At 66.1% G+C, this 14,225-nt stretch carries 14 protein-coding genes; 8 read left to right on the forward strand and 6 right to left on the reverse strand.

Features of this window, described 5'->3' with window-relative positions; genetic code table 11:
• The first annotated feature begins 86 nt into the window (after window positions 1–86).
• The 5 genes from K1T73_RS15405 (at window position 87) to K1T73_RS15425 (ending at window position 5,945) form a co-directional block, all read left to right on the forward strand.
• The gene (locus tag K1T73_RS15405) at window positions 87–749 is read left to right on the forward strand and encodes a GntR family transcriptional regulator (protein ID WP_220601549.1); all 663 of its coding nucleotides are present in this window, start codon (window positions 87–89) and stop codon (window positions 747–749) included.
• Between the two features lie 106 nt (window positions 750–855).
• Window positions 856–2,421: an ABC transporter substrate-binding protein gene (locus K1T73_RS15410; RefSeq protein ID WP_220601550.1), complete on the forward strand. Its 1,566-nt coding sequence runs from the start codon at window positions 856–858 to the stop codon at window positions 2,419–2,421.
• 97 nt (window positions 2,422–2,518) lie between these two features.
• A complete protein-coding gene (locus K1T73_RS15415) occupies window positions 2,519–3,490 on the forward strand; it encodes an ABC transporter permease (protein WP_259400300.1) in 972 nt (323 codons plus the stop codon).
• Window positions 3,487–4,326, forward strand: a complete 840-nt coding sequence (locus tag K1T73_RS15420; RefSeq protein WP_220601552.1) for an ABC transporter permease — start codon at window positions 3,487–3,489, stop codon at window positions 4,324–4,326. The genes K1T73_RS15415 and K1T73_RS15420 overlap by 4 nt, the downstream gene beginning before the upstream one ends.
• Window positions 4,323–5,945: an ABC transporter ATP-binding protein gene (locus K1T73_RS15425; RefSeq protein ID WP_220601553.1), complete on the forward strand. Its 1,623-nt coding sequence runs from the start codon at window positions 4,323–4,325 to the stop codon at window positions 5,943–5,945. Before K1T73_RS15420 ends, K1T73_RS15425 begins: the two co-directional genes overlap by 4 nt.
• 53 nt (window positions 5,946–5,998) lie before the next feature.
• Here the strand turns inward: K1T73_RS15425 and K1T73_RS15430 are convergent, their stop codons facing one another.
• The 6 genes from K1T73_RS15430 to K1T73_RS15455 form a co-directional block, all read right to left on the reverse strand.
• Window positions 5,999–6,565, reverse strand: a complete 567-nt coding sequence (locus tag K1T73_RS15430) for a sarcosine oxidase subunit gamma (protein WP_220601554.1) — start codon at window positions 6,563–6,565, stop codon at window positions 5,999–6,001.
• Window positions 6,558–9,569, reverse strand: coding sequence for a sarcosine oxidase subunit alpha family protein (locus K1T73_RS15435; protein ID WP_220601555.1), 3,012 nt, complete (start codon window positions 9,567–9,569; stop codon window positions 6,558–6,560). The genes K1T73_RS15430 and K1T73_RS15435 overlap by 8 nt, the downstream gene beginning before the upstream one ends.
• Entirely contained in the window at window positions 9,566–9,895 is a 330-nt protein-coding gene (locus K1T73_RS15440; protein ID WP_220601556.1) for a sarcosine oxidase subunit delta, read from the reverse strand. The genes K1T73_RS15435 and K1T73_RS15440 overlap by 4 nt, the downstream gene beginning before the upstream one ends.
• Before the next feature lie 111 nt (window positions 9,896–10,006).
• Window positions 10,007–10,210, reverse strand: a complete 204-nt coding sequence (locus K1T73_RS15445; protein WP_220601557.1) for a hypothetical protein — start codon at window positions 10,208–10,210, stop codon at window positions 10,007–10,009.
• A 114-nt stretch (window positions 10,211–10,324) separates the two neighbouring features.
• The gene (locus tag K1T73_RS15450) at window positions 10,325–10,633 is read right to left on the reverse strand and encodes a hypothetical protein (protein ID WP_220601558.1); all 309 of its coding nucleotides are present in this window, start codon (window positions 10,631–10,633) and stop codon (window positions 10,325–10,327) included.
• A 139-nt stretch (window positions 10,634–10,772) separates the two neighbouring features.
• On the reverse strand, window positions 10,773–12,017 hold the full coding sequence (locus K1T73_RS15455) for a sarcosine oxidase subunit beta family protein (RefSeq protein ID WP_220601559.1): 1,245 nt from the start codon (window positions 12,015–12,017) through the stop codon (window positions 10,773–10,775).
• A 263-nt stretch (window positions 12,018–12,280) separates the two neighbouring features.
• Here K1T73_RS15455 and ccmI point away from each other — a divergent pair, with 263 nt between their 5' ends.
• Genes ccmI through K1T73_RS15470 form a run of 3 tightly spaced genes read left to right on the forward strand, consistent with a single transcriptional unit; the run spans window position 12,281 to window position 14,222 of the window.
• Window positions 12,281–13,513, forward strand: coding sequence for a c-type cytochrome biogenesis protein CcmI (gene ccmI, locus K1T73_RS15460; protein ID WP_220601560.1), 1,233 nt, complete (start codon window positions 12,281–12,283; stop codon window positions 13,511–13,513).
• Window positions 13,510–13,986: a Holliday junction resolvase RuvX gene (ruvX, locus tag K1T73_RS15465; protein ID WP_220601561.1), complete on the forward strand. Its 477-nt coding sequence runs from the start codon at window positions 13,510–13,512 to the stop codon at window positions 13,984–13,986. Before ccmI ends, ruvX begins: the two co-directional genes overlap by 4 nt.
• Complete coding sequence (locus K1T73_RS15470) at window positions 13,983–14,222, forward strand: DUF1289 domain-containing protein (RefSeq protein ID WP_220601562.1); 240 nt, start codon at window positions 13,983–13,985, stop codon at window positions 14,220–14,222. The genes ruvX and K1T73_RS15470 overlap by 4 nt, the downstream gene beginning before the upstream one ends.
• Window positions 14,223–14,225: the final 3 nt, after the last annotated feature.

The raw sequence follows: 14,225 nt of genomic DNA on the forward strand, positions 1-14,225 counted from the left end.
ATTGCCGGTTCAACCGATTTGATGCATCATGCGTCAAAAACCGGCTTCGGACAGGCCCGCGCCGCAACGGGGAAACACCGCATCGGATGAAGGAAATCAGCCGCGATTCCATGGGTCAGGCGATCTATGACCGCATCAGCGCCGAGTTGATCGCGGGCCGGCTGCGTCCGAATCACAAGGTCACGATCCGCGGTCTTGCCGACACGCTCGGGACAAGCTCGACCCCCGTGCGCGACGCGGTGCAACGCCTGCTCCAGGACCGCGCGCTGGAACAGCGCTCGATGCGCGACGTGCGCGTGCCGGTGCCCACGGCGGCGGATTATCTCGAGATCGCCACGATTCGCACCGAGCTCGAAGGGCTGGCCGCCGCACGCGCCGCCGAGATCGCGGATGCGCGCGACACGGCCCGCCTCGGACGCCTGGTGCAGCGCAACGAGGAGGCGATGCTCGCCCGCCGCTGGCACAGCGCCGCCGAATTCAATCAGCAATTCCACTTCGCCCTGGCCGAGATCGCGGGAATGCCCGTGATGCTCGACATCCTGCACCGTCTCTGGCTGCGGATGGGTCCGCTCATCGCGGGCTATTACGCCAGCGCCGAGATCAGCCCGCTTCAGCGGCACGAGACGATCCTCGCCGCCTGCGAAGCCCGCGACCCTGCCCGCGCGCGCGCCGCGATGCGCGCCGATATCGAGGACGGGAAGGAAGGAATACTCGCCTATATCGCCTCCTTCACGGGGAAGGAGACCTGATGGCCCGGTGCAACGCCACCGGCCCGCGCGGGGTGTTCAACCGGTCACGATCGGTTAGGATTCCCCGCAACCGCAACCGCAAGACCGAAACAACGGGGAAATCAAAATGCTCAACAAACTGAGATTCGCGACCGCCGCGCTGGCGCTCGTCCTGGCGGGGCCATTGGCCGCTCAGGACGGCACACCGCAATCGGGCGGCACGCTCAACGTGGTGATCCAGCCCGAACCGCCGGGGCTGATGATCGGCCTGATCCAGAACGGCCCGACCCAGATGGTCGCGGGCGACATCTACGAAAGCCTCCTGCGCTACGACCACGAGCTTCAGCCGTCGCCGCAACTGGCCGAATCCTGGGAGGTTTCCGAGGATGGCAAGACCTACACCTTCAGGCTGCGCGAAGGGGTCAAGTTTCACGACGGCGAGGATTTCACCTCCGAGGACGTGAAATTCTCGGTCGACGAGTTTCTCCGCGAAAGCCACTCGCGCATGCGCACCTATCTCGAGCATGTCGAGAGCATCGAGACGCCCGACGATCACACCGTCGTCTTCAACCTCAAGCAGCCCTTTGGCCCCTTCATCGGCATCTTCGAGCCGGGCACAGCGCCGATGATCCCCAAGCATATCTACGAAGGCACGGATTTCGCCAACAACCCGGCGAACAACACGCCGATCGGCACCGGCCCCTTCAAGTTCGAGGAATGGGTGAAGGGCAGCTACATCCACCTCGTCAAGAACGAGGACTACTACATGGAGGGCAAGCCCTACGTGGACGAAGTCTATTACCATGTGATCCCCGATGCGGCCTCCCGCGCGGTGGCGTACGAGACGGGCAAGGTCGATGTGCTGCCCGGCGGCTCGATCGAGAATTTCGAGGTGCCGCGCATCCGCGAGATGGAAAACACCTGCATCACCGACAAGGGCTGGGAATTCTTCGGTCCGCTGTCGTGGATCTGGGTGAACAACAACAACGCCCCGCTCGACGACGTGAAGGTGCGCCAGGCGATGATGCACGCGCTCGACCGCGAATTCGCGAAATCGGCGCTCTGGAACGATCTCGGCAAGGTCGCAACGGGCCCCGTCTCGTCCTCGACGCGGTTCTACTCGCCCGACACGCCCGACATCTCCTTCGATCCCGAGAAGGCGAAGCAGCTTCTCGAGGAATCGAGCTATGACGGCGAGACCATCCGCCTCCTGGCGCTTCCCTACGGCGAGACGTGGCAACGCTGGGCCGAGGCGGTCAAGCAGAACCTCTCGGACATCGGCATGAATGTCGAGATCGTGCCGTCGGACGTCGCGGGCTGGAACCAGAAGATCTCGGACCGCGATTTCGACCTGGCCTTCACCTATCTCTACCAGTACGGCGATCCGGCTCTCGGCGTCTCGCGGACCTACATGGGCAACAATGCCGATCCCGGCTCGCCCTGGAACAACGTCGCCAACTACCAGAATCCCGAGGTCGACAAGATGTGGGAAGAGGCCGCGCTCATGGCCGATCCCGAGGATCGCAAGGCAGCCTATGCCAAGATCCAGAACCAGATCGTCTCGGACGTCCCGAACCTCTGGCTTCTGGAACTGGGCTTCCCGACGATCTATCGCTGCAACATCAAGAACCCGGTGAGCACGGCGCTCGGCGTCAATGACGGGTTCCGCGACGTCTGGATCGAACAGCAGTAACAGGGCACTCGCCCTCGAGGCCGGGGCGCCATCCGCGCGCCCCGGTCCAACCACAGGAAACCGCCGGAACAGGCGAACGACACGGGGACATCGGCGCGTGGCACGCTTCATACTCGGCAGGCTGGTCAAGGCGGTATTCATCCTGCTGGCCATCCTCGTCTTCAACTTCCTCCTCATACACGCGGCACCGGGCGACCCGGCCGCCGTCATGGCAGGCGAAGCGGGCGCAGCGGACGAGAAGTTCCTCGCCGACCTGCGCGCCCGCTTCGGCCTCGATCAGCCGCTCTACGTGCAGCTCTGGATCTACATCAAGGGCGCGATACAGCTCGACCTCGGCTTCTCCTTCCGTCAGCAGATGCCGGTCGCCGACCTGATCCTCGACCGCCTGCCCGCGACGCTTCTCCTCACGGGGGTGGCCTTCGTCTTCTCGCTCGTCTTCGGTGTGATCCTCGGCGTCGCCGCCTCGTCCCGTCAAGGCCAGTGGGGCGATACCGTGATCTCGTCCTTCGCGCTTCTCTTCTACGCCACGCCGCTCTTCTGGTTCGCGCTCATGGCGGTGGTGGTGTTCTCGGTCTGGCTCGACTGGCTCCCGGCCTTCGGCTACCAGACGGTCGGCGCGGGCTATACCGGCCTCGCGCACGCGCTCGACGTGGGCAAGCATCTCATCCTGCCCGCCACCACGCTCGGGCTTTTCTTCATGGCGATCTACATGCGCATGACCCGCGCCTCGATGCTCGAGGTGTCGCGCCTCGACTTCGTCAAGACCGCCCGCGCCAAGGGTCTGCGCCGCGGGCTGATCCAGCGGCGGCACATCCTGCGCAACGCGCTTCTGCCCGTCATCACGCTGGCGGGCCTGCAGGCGGGCCAGATCTTCGGCGGCGCGATCCTGACCGAGACGGTCTTCGCCTGGCCCGGCATCGGCCGGCTCATGTTCGAGGCCATCGCCCAGCGCGACTACAACGTCATCCTCGGGGTGTTCTACATCTCGGCCGCGATGGTGCTTCTGTTCAACCTCATCACCGATGTCGTCTACGTCATCATCGACCCGCGCATAAGGCTCACGAAATGAGAGAGTTCTGGAAACGCTTCCGCACCAATCGCGGCGCCGTCGCGGGGCTCGTCATCCTCGGCCTCGTCATCCTTGCCGCGATCCTCGCGCCCGTCCTCTTCCCGCAAAGCCCGTGGAAGATGGTGCAACGCCCCTTCCTGCCGCCCTTCGCGCAGGAGGGGCTCCTGCTCGGCACCGACGCGCTTGGCCGTGACGTGCTGGCCGGCCTCGCCCACGGCGCTTATGTGAGCCTGCTCGTGGGCCTCGTCTCGACCATCGTGGCGCTCGCCATCGGGGTCCCGGTGGGCGCGCTTGCGGGCTATTTCGCGGGCTGGGTCGACGACGCGCTCATGCGCTTCACCGAGTTCTTCCAGACCATCCCGTCCTTCGCGCTGGCCATCGTGCTGCTTGCCATCTTCCAGCCAAGCCTCACCTTCGTCATCATCGCCATCGCCATCGTCTCCTGGCCGCCCGTCGCCCGCCTCGTGCGCGGCGAGGTGCTGTCGCTCCGCACCCGCGAGTTCGTCGAGGCGGCCACGCTCTCGGGTCTCGGCAACACGCAGATCATCCTGCGCCATGTCCTGCCCAACGCGCTGCCGCCGATCATCGTGCTCGCCTCGCTCATGGTGGCCCAGGCGATCCTCCTGGAAAGCTCGCTGTCGTTCCTCGGCCTTGGCGACCCGAACGTCATGTCCTGGGGCTACATGATCGGCGCCGCGCGCACGGTGATCCGAACCGCGTGGTGGCTTTCGTTCCTGCCCGGCATGGCGATCCTTCTCACGGTTCTCGCGCTCAATCTCATCGGTGAGGGCCTGAACGACGCCCTCAACCCGCGCCTGTCGAGGAAATCGAAATGAGCCTGCTGAGCATCCGCGACCTCGCCATCGCCCTCCCCGAGGGGGCCGACCGCGACTATGCCGCCCGCGACATCGACTTCGATCTCGAGAAGGGCGAAATCCTCTGCATCGTGGGCGAATCCGGTTCGGGCAAGTCCATGTCGGCCAATGCGGTGATGGGCCTCCTTCCGCAGGGGGTGAAGCCGGTCAAGGGCTCGATCACCTTCGATGGGCGCGAGATCCTGGGGCTGTCCGAGAAAGAGATGCTCGACCTGCGCGGCCGCCGCATCTCGATGATCTTCCAGGAACCGCTCTCGGCGCTCAACCCGCTCATGCGCGTCGGCGCCCAGATCGCCGAGGTGTTCGAGGCCCACGGCGCGCTCTCCGGCGCCGAACGCCGCGCCCGCGCGCTCAAGCTTCTGGACGAGGTCGGCATCCCCGACCCCGAGGCCGCGATCCGCGCCTATCCGTTTCAGCTTTCGGGCGGTCAGCGTCAGCGCGTCATGATCGCCATGGCCCTCGCGCTCGAACCCGACATCCTCATCGCGGACGAGCCCACCACGGCGCTCGACGTGACGACCCAGGCCCAGATCCTCAAGCTCATCGAGGATCTGCGCCAGTCACACGGCATGGCCGTCATCTTCATCACCCATGATTTCGGCGTCGTGGCCGACATCGCCGACCGCGTGATCGTCATGCAGACGGGCAAGATCGTCGAGAGCGGCACCGCGCGCGAGGTGCTCCTGAATCCGCAGCACCCCTACACGCGCGCCCTGATCGACGCGATCCCCCGCCTCACCCGCCGCGAAGCGGGCGAGGCCGCGACGCGTGAACCCATCCTCAAGGTCGAGGGTCTCAACAAGACCTTCTCGACCGGCTCGGGCAAGCTCTTCGGCAAGCGGCGCGTGGTCAAGGCGGTGCAGGACGTCTCCTTCGACCTCTACGCGGGCGAGACCATCGGCATCGTGGGCGAAAGCGGATCGGGGAAATCCACCGTGGGGCGCTGCATAGTGCGCTTGCTCGATCCCGACTCGGGCCGGGTCCTCGTGGACGGCACCAATTTCGCCGACCTCTCGGGCGAGGCGCTCAAGGACAAGCGGCGCAAGCTCCAGATGATCTTTCAGGATCCCTATTCCTCGCTCAATCCGCGCGCCAAGGTTTCGCGCATCCTGACCGAGGGGCTCATCGCCTACGGCACGTCGCGCAAGGACGCGCGGGAGCGTGCGCGCGAACTCCTCTCACTGGTCGGGCTCGACCCATCGGCCATGGACCGTTTCCCGCACGAGTTTTCCGGCGGCCAGCGTCAGCGCATCGGCATCGCCCGCGCCCTCGCGCTCGATCCCTCGATCATCATCGCGGACGAGGCCGTCTCGGCGCTCGATGTCTCGATCCAGGCGCAGGTGCTCGACCTGCTGGCCGAGTTGAAAACGCGGCTCGACCTTTCGATGCTCTTCATCACCCACGACCTGCGCGTCGCCGCGCGGATCTGCGACCGCATCATCGTGATGCAGAAGGGCCGCATCGTCGAACAGGGACCGGCGGGCAAGGTGCTGCACGATCCCGACACCGACTACACAAGAAGCCTTCTCGACGCCATTCCGGGCCAGGAATACGAACGCGAACTCGAGGGCACCGCGTAGAACGCAAAACGCCCCGGCGAACCGGGGCGTTCCGTCGTTTCCGCAATCACGGCTCAGTGATAGCCGACTTCGCCGCCCGTTTCCGCCGCGGTCGAGAAGAGGTCGAACGCATATTGCGCCACCGAGCGGAAGCAGATCGCCTTCACCGTCTCGTCATCCGGCATCCAGAACGCGCCTGCGATCTGGGCCAGCCGCGTGCGGCGGAAATCGCCCGGTCCGAACGCGTCGCGGGCCATGTCCACCGGCGCGATCTTGGCCATCACGTCGCGGACCTGTGCTCCTTCGAGCACAAAGACCGCACGCGCGTCCGAAACGTTGACGGCGAGGAAATGCTCACCTTTCAGCGCCTTTTCCACCTTCGCCAGCGCGTCCTCGACCTTTGCATAGGGCACGAGGATCAGAAGCTCGTCAGGCGACATCCACGCGACCGCGGTCTCGCCCTCGCTCACGATCTTGCGCTGCGCCGGAACGTCCAGCCCGGCCGCGTCCTTGACCGCCGTCTTCACCTTCGCCGACCCGAGATCGCCGCGCAGCGTGATCATGCCGTGCAGCCCCGCCTCGCGGACGCGGACCATGCCCTCGCGGGACGCGCCCGCCAATGCGCTCTGAGCTTCAGACATTCTGCTTCTCCCCGTCCTTGTCGTAGAAGATTGGATCGACCACCTTCGCCTTCACGATCGACCCGTCGAGGCGCGGGAAGTCGATGACCTCGCCCATCCGGTCCGGCCCGTTATGCAGCAGGCCCATCGCGATCCCCTTGTCGAGCGTCGGCGAGTAGTAGGTCGACGTGACCCGCCCTTGCGTGTTGCGCTGACCGTTCTCGTTCTCGCCCTCGGCCACCGCGTAGGCACCCTCCGGCAGGACCGAACCGTCCAGCGTCTCGAGCCCCACGAGCTTCCAGCGGTTCGGATCGGCCATGTGGCTCCGCTCCTGCGCGCGCTTGCCCAGGTAGTCGTCCTTCTTCTTCGAGATCGCCCACTGCATGTTCAGGTCCTGCGGAATGACCGTGCCATCCGTCTCGTCCCCGATCATGATGAAACCCTTCTCGGCCCGCATCACGTGCAGCCCTTCGGTGCCGTATGGCATCACGTCGTGCTTCTTGCCGACCTCGAGGAGCTTCTTCCAGAGCTGCATGCCCCGGCTCGCCGGCACCGCGATCTCGTAGCTGAGTTCGCCCGAGAACGAGATGCGATAGGCCCGCGCCGGGATACCGTCGAGGGTTATGTCCTTCCACCCCATGAAGGTCAGGGCCTCGGCGCTGATGTCGTCGTCGGTCAGTTCCTCCAGCACCTCGCGCGCCTTCGGTCCGACCACGGCGATCTGCGCGTATTGCTCGGTCACGTTCGCGGTGTAGACCTTCCAGTCCCACCATTCGCATTGCAGCCAGTCTTCCATATGTCCATGGATGCTGTCCGCGCCGCCCGTGGTGGTGTGGCACAGGAACGTGTCCTCGTCGATCCGCGCCACCACGCCATCGTCCATCAGGAAGCCGTTCTCGTTGCACATCAGGCCATAGCGGCACCGCCCCGGCTTCAGCGTGCTCATCATGTTCGTGTAGAGCATGTCGAGGAATTTCCCCGCATCCGGCCCTTTCACGATGATCTTGCCCAGCGTCGACGCATCGAGCAGGCCCAGCCGCTCGCGCGTCTGGTTGATCTCGCGCTTGACGCTGTCGGCGTGGCTCTCCTCGCCCCGCGTGTAGCAATAGGGCCGCCGCCATTGGCCCACAGGCTCGAAGAACGCGCCGTTTTCCTCGTGCCACTGGTGCATCGGCGTGCGCCGCAGCGGCTGGAAGGTCGCGCCCCGCGCCTCGCCCGCGATCGAGCTGAGCGAGATTGGCGTGTAGGGCGGGCGGAAGGTGGTCGTGCCCGTCTGCGGGATCGGCTGGTTCAGCGCGTCCGACAGGATCGCCAGGCCGTTGATATTGCTCAGCTTCCCCTGGTCCGTCGCCATCCCCAGCGTCGTGTAGCGCTTCGCGTGCTCCACGCTCTCGAACCCCTCGCGCGCGGCGAGTTGCACGTCGCTGACCTTCACGTCGTTCTGGTAGTCGAGCCACGCTTTCATCCGCAGCTTGATCCCCGCACCCTGCGGCATGAGCCACACGGGCTCGATCGGGTTCTCGTCGTGGCTCTCGCCCTTCGGCGCGTCCTTGGCCTCCGCATCGAACCCGGCGGCCTTCGCGGCCTTCACACCCGCGGCCTGCGCGTCGGCCAGCGCAGCACCAAGGCCCATCTCGCCATTGGCCGCGCCCGCGACCACGACGAACGCCTCGCCATCCGCGCCGGTCGGCGCCTTATCCACATTGGGCCGGAAACACGCCTGTGCCTCGTCCCAGTCGAGCTTGCCGCCGCAATGCGACCACAGGTGCACCACCGGCGACCAGCCGCCCGACATCGCCACCGCGTCGCAGGCGATCTCCTCGAGAACCGCGCCCTCGCCCGCCTGGTTGCAGATCGCGACGCCCTCGACACGCTTGCCGCCCTTGACCTTGGCCACGCCCTTGCCGGTCTCGACCCGGATGCCGAGCGATTTCGCCTCGTCGCCCAACGCACCGGCGCCACCCGAGCGCGCGTCGATAATCGCGGGAACCTCGAGGCCCAGTTTCTTCAACGTAATTGCCGTAAGGTAAGCGTCATCGTTGTTCGTGACCACGACCGTGCGATCACCCACCGACACGCCGTAATCCACCACGTAGTCGCGCACCGCACTGGCCAGCATCACGCCCGGCACGTCGTTCCCGGCAAAGCTGAGCGGCCGCTCGAGCGCACCCGTCGCCGTCACCGTCTGCCGCGCGCGGATCCGCCACAGGCGGTGGCGGGGGCCCGGCGCGCCGGGGCGATGATCGTTCACCCGCTCGTAGCCGAGGACATAGCCATGGTCGTAGACACCCGCACCCATCGTGCGCAGGCGCATGGTCACGTTCTCCATCGCCTCGAGGTCCGAAACCAGTTTCTCCACGAACTTGTCCACAGGTTCGCCATCGACCTCGCCGCCATCCACGGGGGCACGTCCGCCCCAATGCGCGGTCTGCTCGATCAGCAGCACCTTGGCCCCGGCCTCGCCCGCGGTCTTCGCTGCAAGGAGACCCGCGATGCCGCCCCCGATGACCAGCACATCGACATAGGCATAGAAATGCTCGTAGCGATCCGGGTCACCCGCCTCGGGCGCCTTGCCGAGGCCGGCCGATTGCCGGATGAACGGCTCGTAGACATGTTTCCAGAACGGGCGGGGATGGATGAACATCTTGTAGTAGAACCCCGCCGGCAGGAACCGGCCCAGTTTCGAGTTGATCGCACCCACGTCGAAGTTGAGACTCGGCCAGTGGTTCTGGCTGATGCAGGTCAACCCGTCGTAAAGCTCGGTCGTCGTGGCGCGCTGGTTCGGCTCGAACCGCACCCCCTCGCCCAGCCCGACAAGCGCGTTCGGCTCCTCGCCGCCGCTCGCCACGATGCCGCGCGGGCGGTGATACTTGAACGACCGGCCCACCAGCATCTGGTCATTGGCCAGGAGCGCGCTCGCGATCGTGTCGCCCTCGAAGCCGCGCAACCGCTTGCCGTTGAATCGAAACTCGATCGCGCGGCCCTTGTCGAGAAGGCGACCACCCGTTGACAGGCGCGTGCTCATGAGAACTCCCTCCAGCTCCAGCCCGGCCGCTTGGCCGAGATCTTGTCCTTGATGTGCTTGGGCGGCTCGGTGGTCTGCGCGCTGTAGGTGCCGTAGACCTCCATCGTCACGGTGTCCCGCGCGGCCAGGAACCACTTGCCGCAGCCATTCGCGTGGCGCCAGCGTTCGAGGTGCGGACCCTTCGGGTTTTCCTTGGCGAAGAGATAGTCGTGAAACGCCTCGTCGCTCGACCCGGGGCCGTATCGCTTGAGATGCGCCTCGCCGCCCCCGGCGAATTCGGTTTCTTCACCTTTGACCCCGCAACAGGGACATTCGAGGATCAGCATGTGACACACTCCTCATGCGTTTGCGCACGACTAACACGGGCGCACCCCGAAAGGCGCGACCCGTGCGGTCGTTCGGTTTTCGTGAATTCAGCGGCCGCGTGCGCCGGTGCTTCAGTGGGTCGAACTGCCCTCGTCCACACCGTCCGTGGTAAGGGCGTCTTCAACGGCGTCGTCGGTCGCGGGGATCTCGATGTCATCGTCGTCTTGTCCCGCGACGACAAGGCCCACGGCAACCAGAAGGACGACAAGCAGCATGACGAGCCACTTGTAGCCCTTCTGGGGAGATACTTCGTGCGAGTCTTTCCGGTCGGACATGATCCACCTCCGGTCATTCGTATCCCGAAGGGAACGCCGAACGCCGTCGTGATGTTCCGCCGCGTCATCCTCGGCGGCGAGATATTCGCCGCCGGACGCCCCGCACGTGACGAATTACTGGTTGGTCGTGTCCTCGGCTGCGTCGCCTGCGTCGTCGGCTGCATCATCCACGCTGTCGGCTGCATCCTGCGCGGCGTCGCCCACGCTGTCGGCTGCATCCTGCGCGGCATCGCCGACGCTGTCGGCCGCGTCCTCGACGGCTTCGCTTCCGCCTTCGACCTCGACATTGATGTCGCCGTCATCCCCGGCATCGCCACCATACATGATCCACGCGATGACGGCGACGGCCACGACAAGGCCGCCCACGATGAAGGCCAGCGTGCTGTTGCTCGAACGTTCGTGCGGTTCTCTCGGATCTGACATGATCTATCTCCTGTGAAGTATGTCACAGGACATAACCGCGCCCCGCGCGGTTTGTTCCGGCAGGTGGCGGACATGCGCGAAAAACTGCGCTTCTCCGCTCCGTTGCCTTCCGGCAAGCCATATGCGCCGGGTGCCGCCATCAGTGTGCCACCCCCGCCGCGACGCTTTCGTCGATGAAACGGCCCTGGTGGAACCGGTCGAGGCCGAACTCGGCGCAGAGCGGCGAATGCCCCTTGGCCATCAGCTCCGCAAAGCCCCAGCCCGATCCCGGGATCGCCTTGAACCCGCCCGTGCCCCAGCCCGCGTTGATGAAGATGCCGTCCACGGGCGTCTTCGACAGGATGGGCGAGCGGTCGCCGGTCACGTCCACGATGCCGCCCCATTGGCGCAGCATCTTGAGCCGCGCGATCATCGGGAAGGTCTCGATCAGGGCGCGCACCGTTTCCTCGGCATGGTGGAAGCTGCCGCGCTGCGTGAAGGCGTTGTGCCCGTCCGTGCCGCCGCCGATGACCATCTCGCCCTTGTCCGACTGGCTCATGTAGCCATGCACCGTGTTGGCCATGACGACGCAGTCCATGCAGGGCTTGATCGGCTCGCTGACCAGCGCCTGGAGCGGCACGCTCTCGATCGGCAGGCGGAAGCCCGCCATGCCCGCCACGTCGCCCGAATGGCCCGCGACGACGATCCCGAGCTTGTCGCAATCGATGTCACCGCGATTGGTGGTGACGCCCTTGACCTTGCCGCCCTCGTTGCGGATGCCGGTCACTTCGCATTTCTGGATGACATGCATCCCCATGTCGCTGCACGCCCGCGCATAGCCCCAGGCGACCGCATCGTGCCGCGCCGTGCCGCCGCGCGCCTGCCACAGCCCGCCCAGGACCGGGTAACGCGGCCCGTCGAGGTTGATGATCGGCACGATCTCCTTGACGCGCGCGGGTGTGATGAATTCGGTCTTGACGCCCTGCAGCGCGTTGGCCTGAGCCGTCCGCTTGTAGCCGCGCACCTCGTGCTCGGTCTGGGCCAGCATGATGACGCCGCGCGGGCTGAACATCACGTTGTAGTTCAGATCCTGGCTCATCGTCTCGTAGAGCGAACGCGATTTCTCGTAGATCGCCGCCGAGGCGTCCTGGAGATAGTTCGAGCGGATGATCGTGGTGTTCCGCCCCGTGTTACCCCCGCCGAGCCAGCCCTTCTCGAGGATGGCGACATTGGTGATCCCGAAATTCTTGCCGAGGTAATAGGCGGTGGCCAGGCCATGCCCCCCCGCGCCGATGATGATCACGTCGTATTTCTTCTTCGGCTCGGGCGACGCCCAGGCCCGCTCCCATCCCATGTGATAGTTCAGGGCCTCGCGGGCGACAGCAAAAGCGGAATAGCGTTTCATGATCGGATCCGGGGTTATGGCAGAATCGGCCGCGGCGCGGCTGGAGTCGTGTCTACCAACCGGCCTCCGCCGCCCCGGCCATCCGTGCGACACCGACCGCCCACATTGCGACATCGCAACGGTTAATTTCGCGTCATCGCACCGTGCGCGCGCACCGACGTGATACCGACGTGGATACCGACATGGATACCGACGTCTCAATCAGGCCTTTTTTCCCGGGCGCCGGGTCGCTACATGGGGGGCGCAAGGAGGCCGCGACAGGCATGCTCTTCTGGATCGTCATTACTGCCCTGGCAGTTGGTGCTGCCCTCGTTCTCGCGCGGGGCCTGATCGCCGGCCGCATCGGGTCCGAGCCGCCCGCGGCCTATGATCTCAAGGTCTATCGCGACCAGTTGCGCGACCTCGACCGGGATCTCGCACGCGGCGTCGTCAGCGCCGAGGAGGGTGCGCGCCTGCGCACCGAGATCTCGCGCCGCATCCTCGCCGCCGACGCCGCGTTGACCAAGCAAAACAAGGCGAAATCGACCACGCGGCCGGGTGGCCGGATCGCCGCGGCGGGGCTTGTCGTGCTGCTCGTCGCGGGCTCGCTGCTGCTCTATCTCCAGCTCGGCGCACCGGGATATCGTGACCTGCCCCTCTCCGCGCGACTGGCCGCGTCCGAGGCTGCCCGTACCAACCTTCCCGCGCAGGCCGACCTGATGGAAGGCGGCGCGGATCCCACCGCTCCCGCCCCCGAAGTGTCCTCCGATTTTCTCGCCCTCATGGAGCAGCTTCGCACGGCGGTCGAGAAAAAACCCGATGATCTACGGGGGCTTACCCTCCTCGCCCGGAACGAAGCCCGGCTCGGCAACACCCGCGCCGCGCTCGCCGCGCAACGCCGCATCGTCGAGATCAAGGGCGACGACGCCACCGCCGCCGACCACGCCCTGCTCGCCGACCTGCTCATCTCCTCCGCCGGCGGCACCGTCTCGCGGGAGGCCGAAGCAGCCCTGCGCGCCGCGCTCGAACGGGACCCGACGCAGCCCGAAGCGCGGTATTATCTCGGTTATCTCTTCCTCCAGATCGACCGTCCCGACTCGGCCCTGCGCACCTGGGACGCGCTCTTGCGCGACAGTCCCCCCAACGCCCCCTGGGTGCCCGCCATTCTCGAAACGATCCCCGAGGTCGCCGCCCGCGCAGGCCAGCCCCGCTATACCCCGCCCGAGACATCCGCGCTCCCCGGCCCGGATGCGGACGCTCTCGAGGCCGCGCGCGGGATGACGGGCCCCGAACGCGCCGAATTCATCGGGGCCATGGTCGAGCAACTTTCCAACCGCCTCGCGACCGAGGGCGGCTCACCGGACGAGTGGGCACGACTGATCACCGCCCATGGCGTGCTTGGAAACACCGAACAGGCGCGCGCGATATACGACGAAGCCCTTGAAAGGTTTGACGGAAATACCGAAGCGCTGGCCGCGCTTCGCGCCGCGGCGGATCGCGCGGGCGTCGCCGAATGATCCACGACGACATCACGGACTTCGCCGCGGCCATGCCGGCCATGGGAACGCTCCTCGGTCTCGATCTCGGCACGCAAACAATCGGCGTGGCCGTCTCCGACACATTCCGCGCGGTGGCCAGCCCGCTCGAGACGATCAGGCGGCGCAAGTTCGGGCTCGATGCCGACCGCCTTCTGGACCTCGCCACCGCCCGGGCGGCGACCGGCCTCGTCCTCGGCCTGCCGCGCAACATGGACGGAAGCGAGGGACCGCGCTGCCAATCGACCCGCGCTTTCGCGCGCAACCTCTCGGCACGCACCGACCTGCCGATCACCTTCTGGGATGAACGCCTTTCGACCGTCGCCGCCGAACGCGCGCTTCTCGAGGCGGATACGTCACGAAAACGTCGCGCAGAGGTCATAGATCACGTCGCCGCCGCCTATATCCTGCAAGGGGCGCTCGACCGTATGCGCCATCTGAGGACCGCACCATGACCGACGCGCCAGTCTGGACCCGCGACGAGATCGAAAGCCCCTGCGTGCGCATCTGCGTCGTCCATCCAGAAGCGCGCATCTGCACCGGCTGCCTGCGCACCCTCGACGAGATCCGCGACTGGTCCCGCATGACGCCTCAGACCCGGGCCGAGATCATGTCCGACCTGCCCTCTCGCGCGCCCATGCTGCGCAAGCGGCGGGGTGGGCGCGCCGCGAAACTGGCGCGCGGAACCTGACCG

Origin of the sequence: Roseovarius sp. SCSIO 43702, assembly GCF_019599045.1 — a bacterium.
In the GTDB taxonomy this organism is placed as follows: domain Bacteria; phylum Pseudomonadota; class Alphaproteobacteria; order Rhodobacterales; family Rhodobacteraceae; genus Roseovarius.

Coding starts and splice junctions, on each gene's coding strand:
- K1T73_RS15405 (WP_220601549.1), top strand. CDS start 87: ATGAAGGAAATCAGCCGCGATTCCATGGGTCAGGCGATCTATGACCGC.
- K1T73_RS15410 (WP_220601550.1), top strand. CDS start 856: ATGCTCAACAAACTGAGATTCGCGACCGCCGCGCTGGCGCTCGTCCTG.
- K1T73_RS15420 (WP_220601552.1), top strand. CDS start 3,487: ATGAGAGAGTTCTGGAAACGCTTCCGCACCAATCGCGGCGCCGTCGCG.
- K1T73_RS15425 (WP_220601553.1), top strand. CDS start 4,323: ATGAGCCTGCTGAGCATCCGCGACCTCGCCATCGCCCTCCCCGAGGGG.
- K1T73_RS15430 (WP_220601554.1), bottom strand. CDS start 6,565: ATGTCTGAAGCTCAGAGCGCATTGGCGGGCGCGTCCCGCGAGGGCATG.
- K1T73_RS15435 (WP_220601555.1), bottom strand. CDS start 9,569: ATGAGCACGCGCCTGTCAACGGGTGGTCGCCTTCTCGACAAGGGCCGC.
- K1T73_RS15440 (WP_220601556.1), bottom strand. CDS start 9,895: ATGCTGATCCTCGAATGTCCCTGTTGCGGGGTCAAAGGTGAAGAAACC.
- K1T73_RS15445 (WP_220601557.1), bottom strand. CDS start 10,210: ATGTCCGACCGGAAAGACTCGCACGAAGTATCTCCCCAGAAGGGCTAC.
- K1T73_RS15450 (WP_220601558.1), bottom strand. CDS start 10,633: ATGTCAGATCCGAGAGAACCGCACGAACGTTCGAGCAACAGCACGCTG.
- K1T73_RS15455 (WP_220601559.1), bottom strand. CDS start 12,017: ATGAAACGCTATTCCGCTTTTGCTGTCGCCCGCGAGGCCCTGAACTAT.
- ccmI (WP_220601560.1), top strand. CDS start 12,281: ATGCTCTTCTGGATCGTCATTACTGCCCTGGCAGTTGGTGCTGCCCTC.
- ruvX (WP_220601561.1), top strand. CDS start 13,510: ATGATCCACGACGACATCACGGACTTCGCCGCGGCCATGCCGGCCATG.
- K1T73_RS15470 (WP_220601562.1), top strand. CDS start 13,983: ATGACCGACGCGCCAGTCTGGACCCGCGACGAGATCGAAAGCCCCTGC.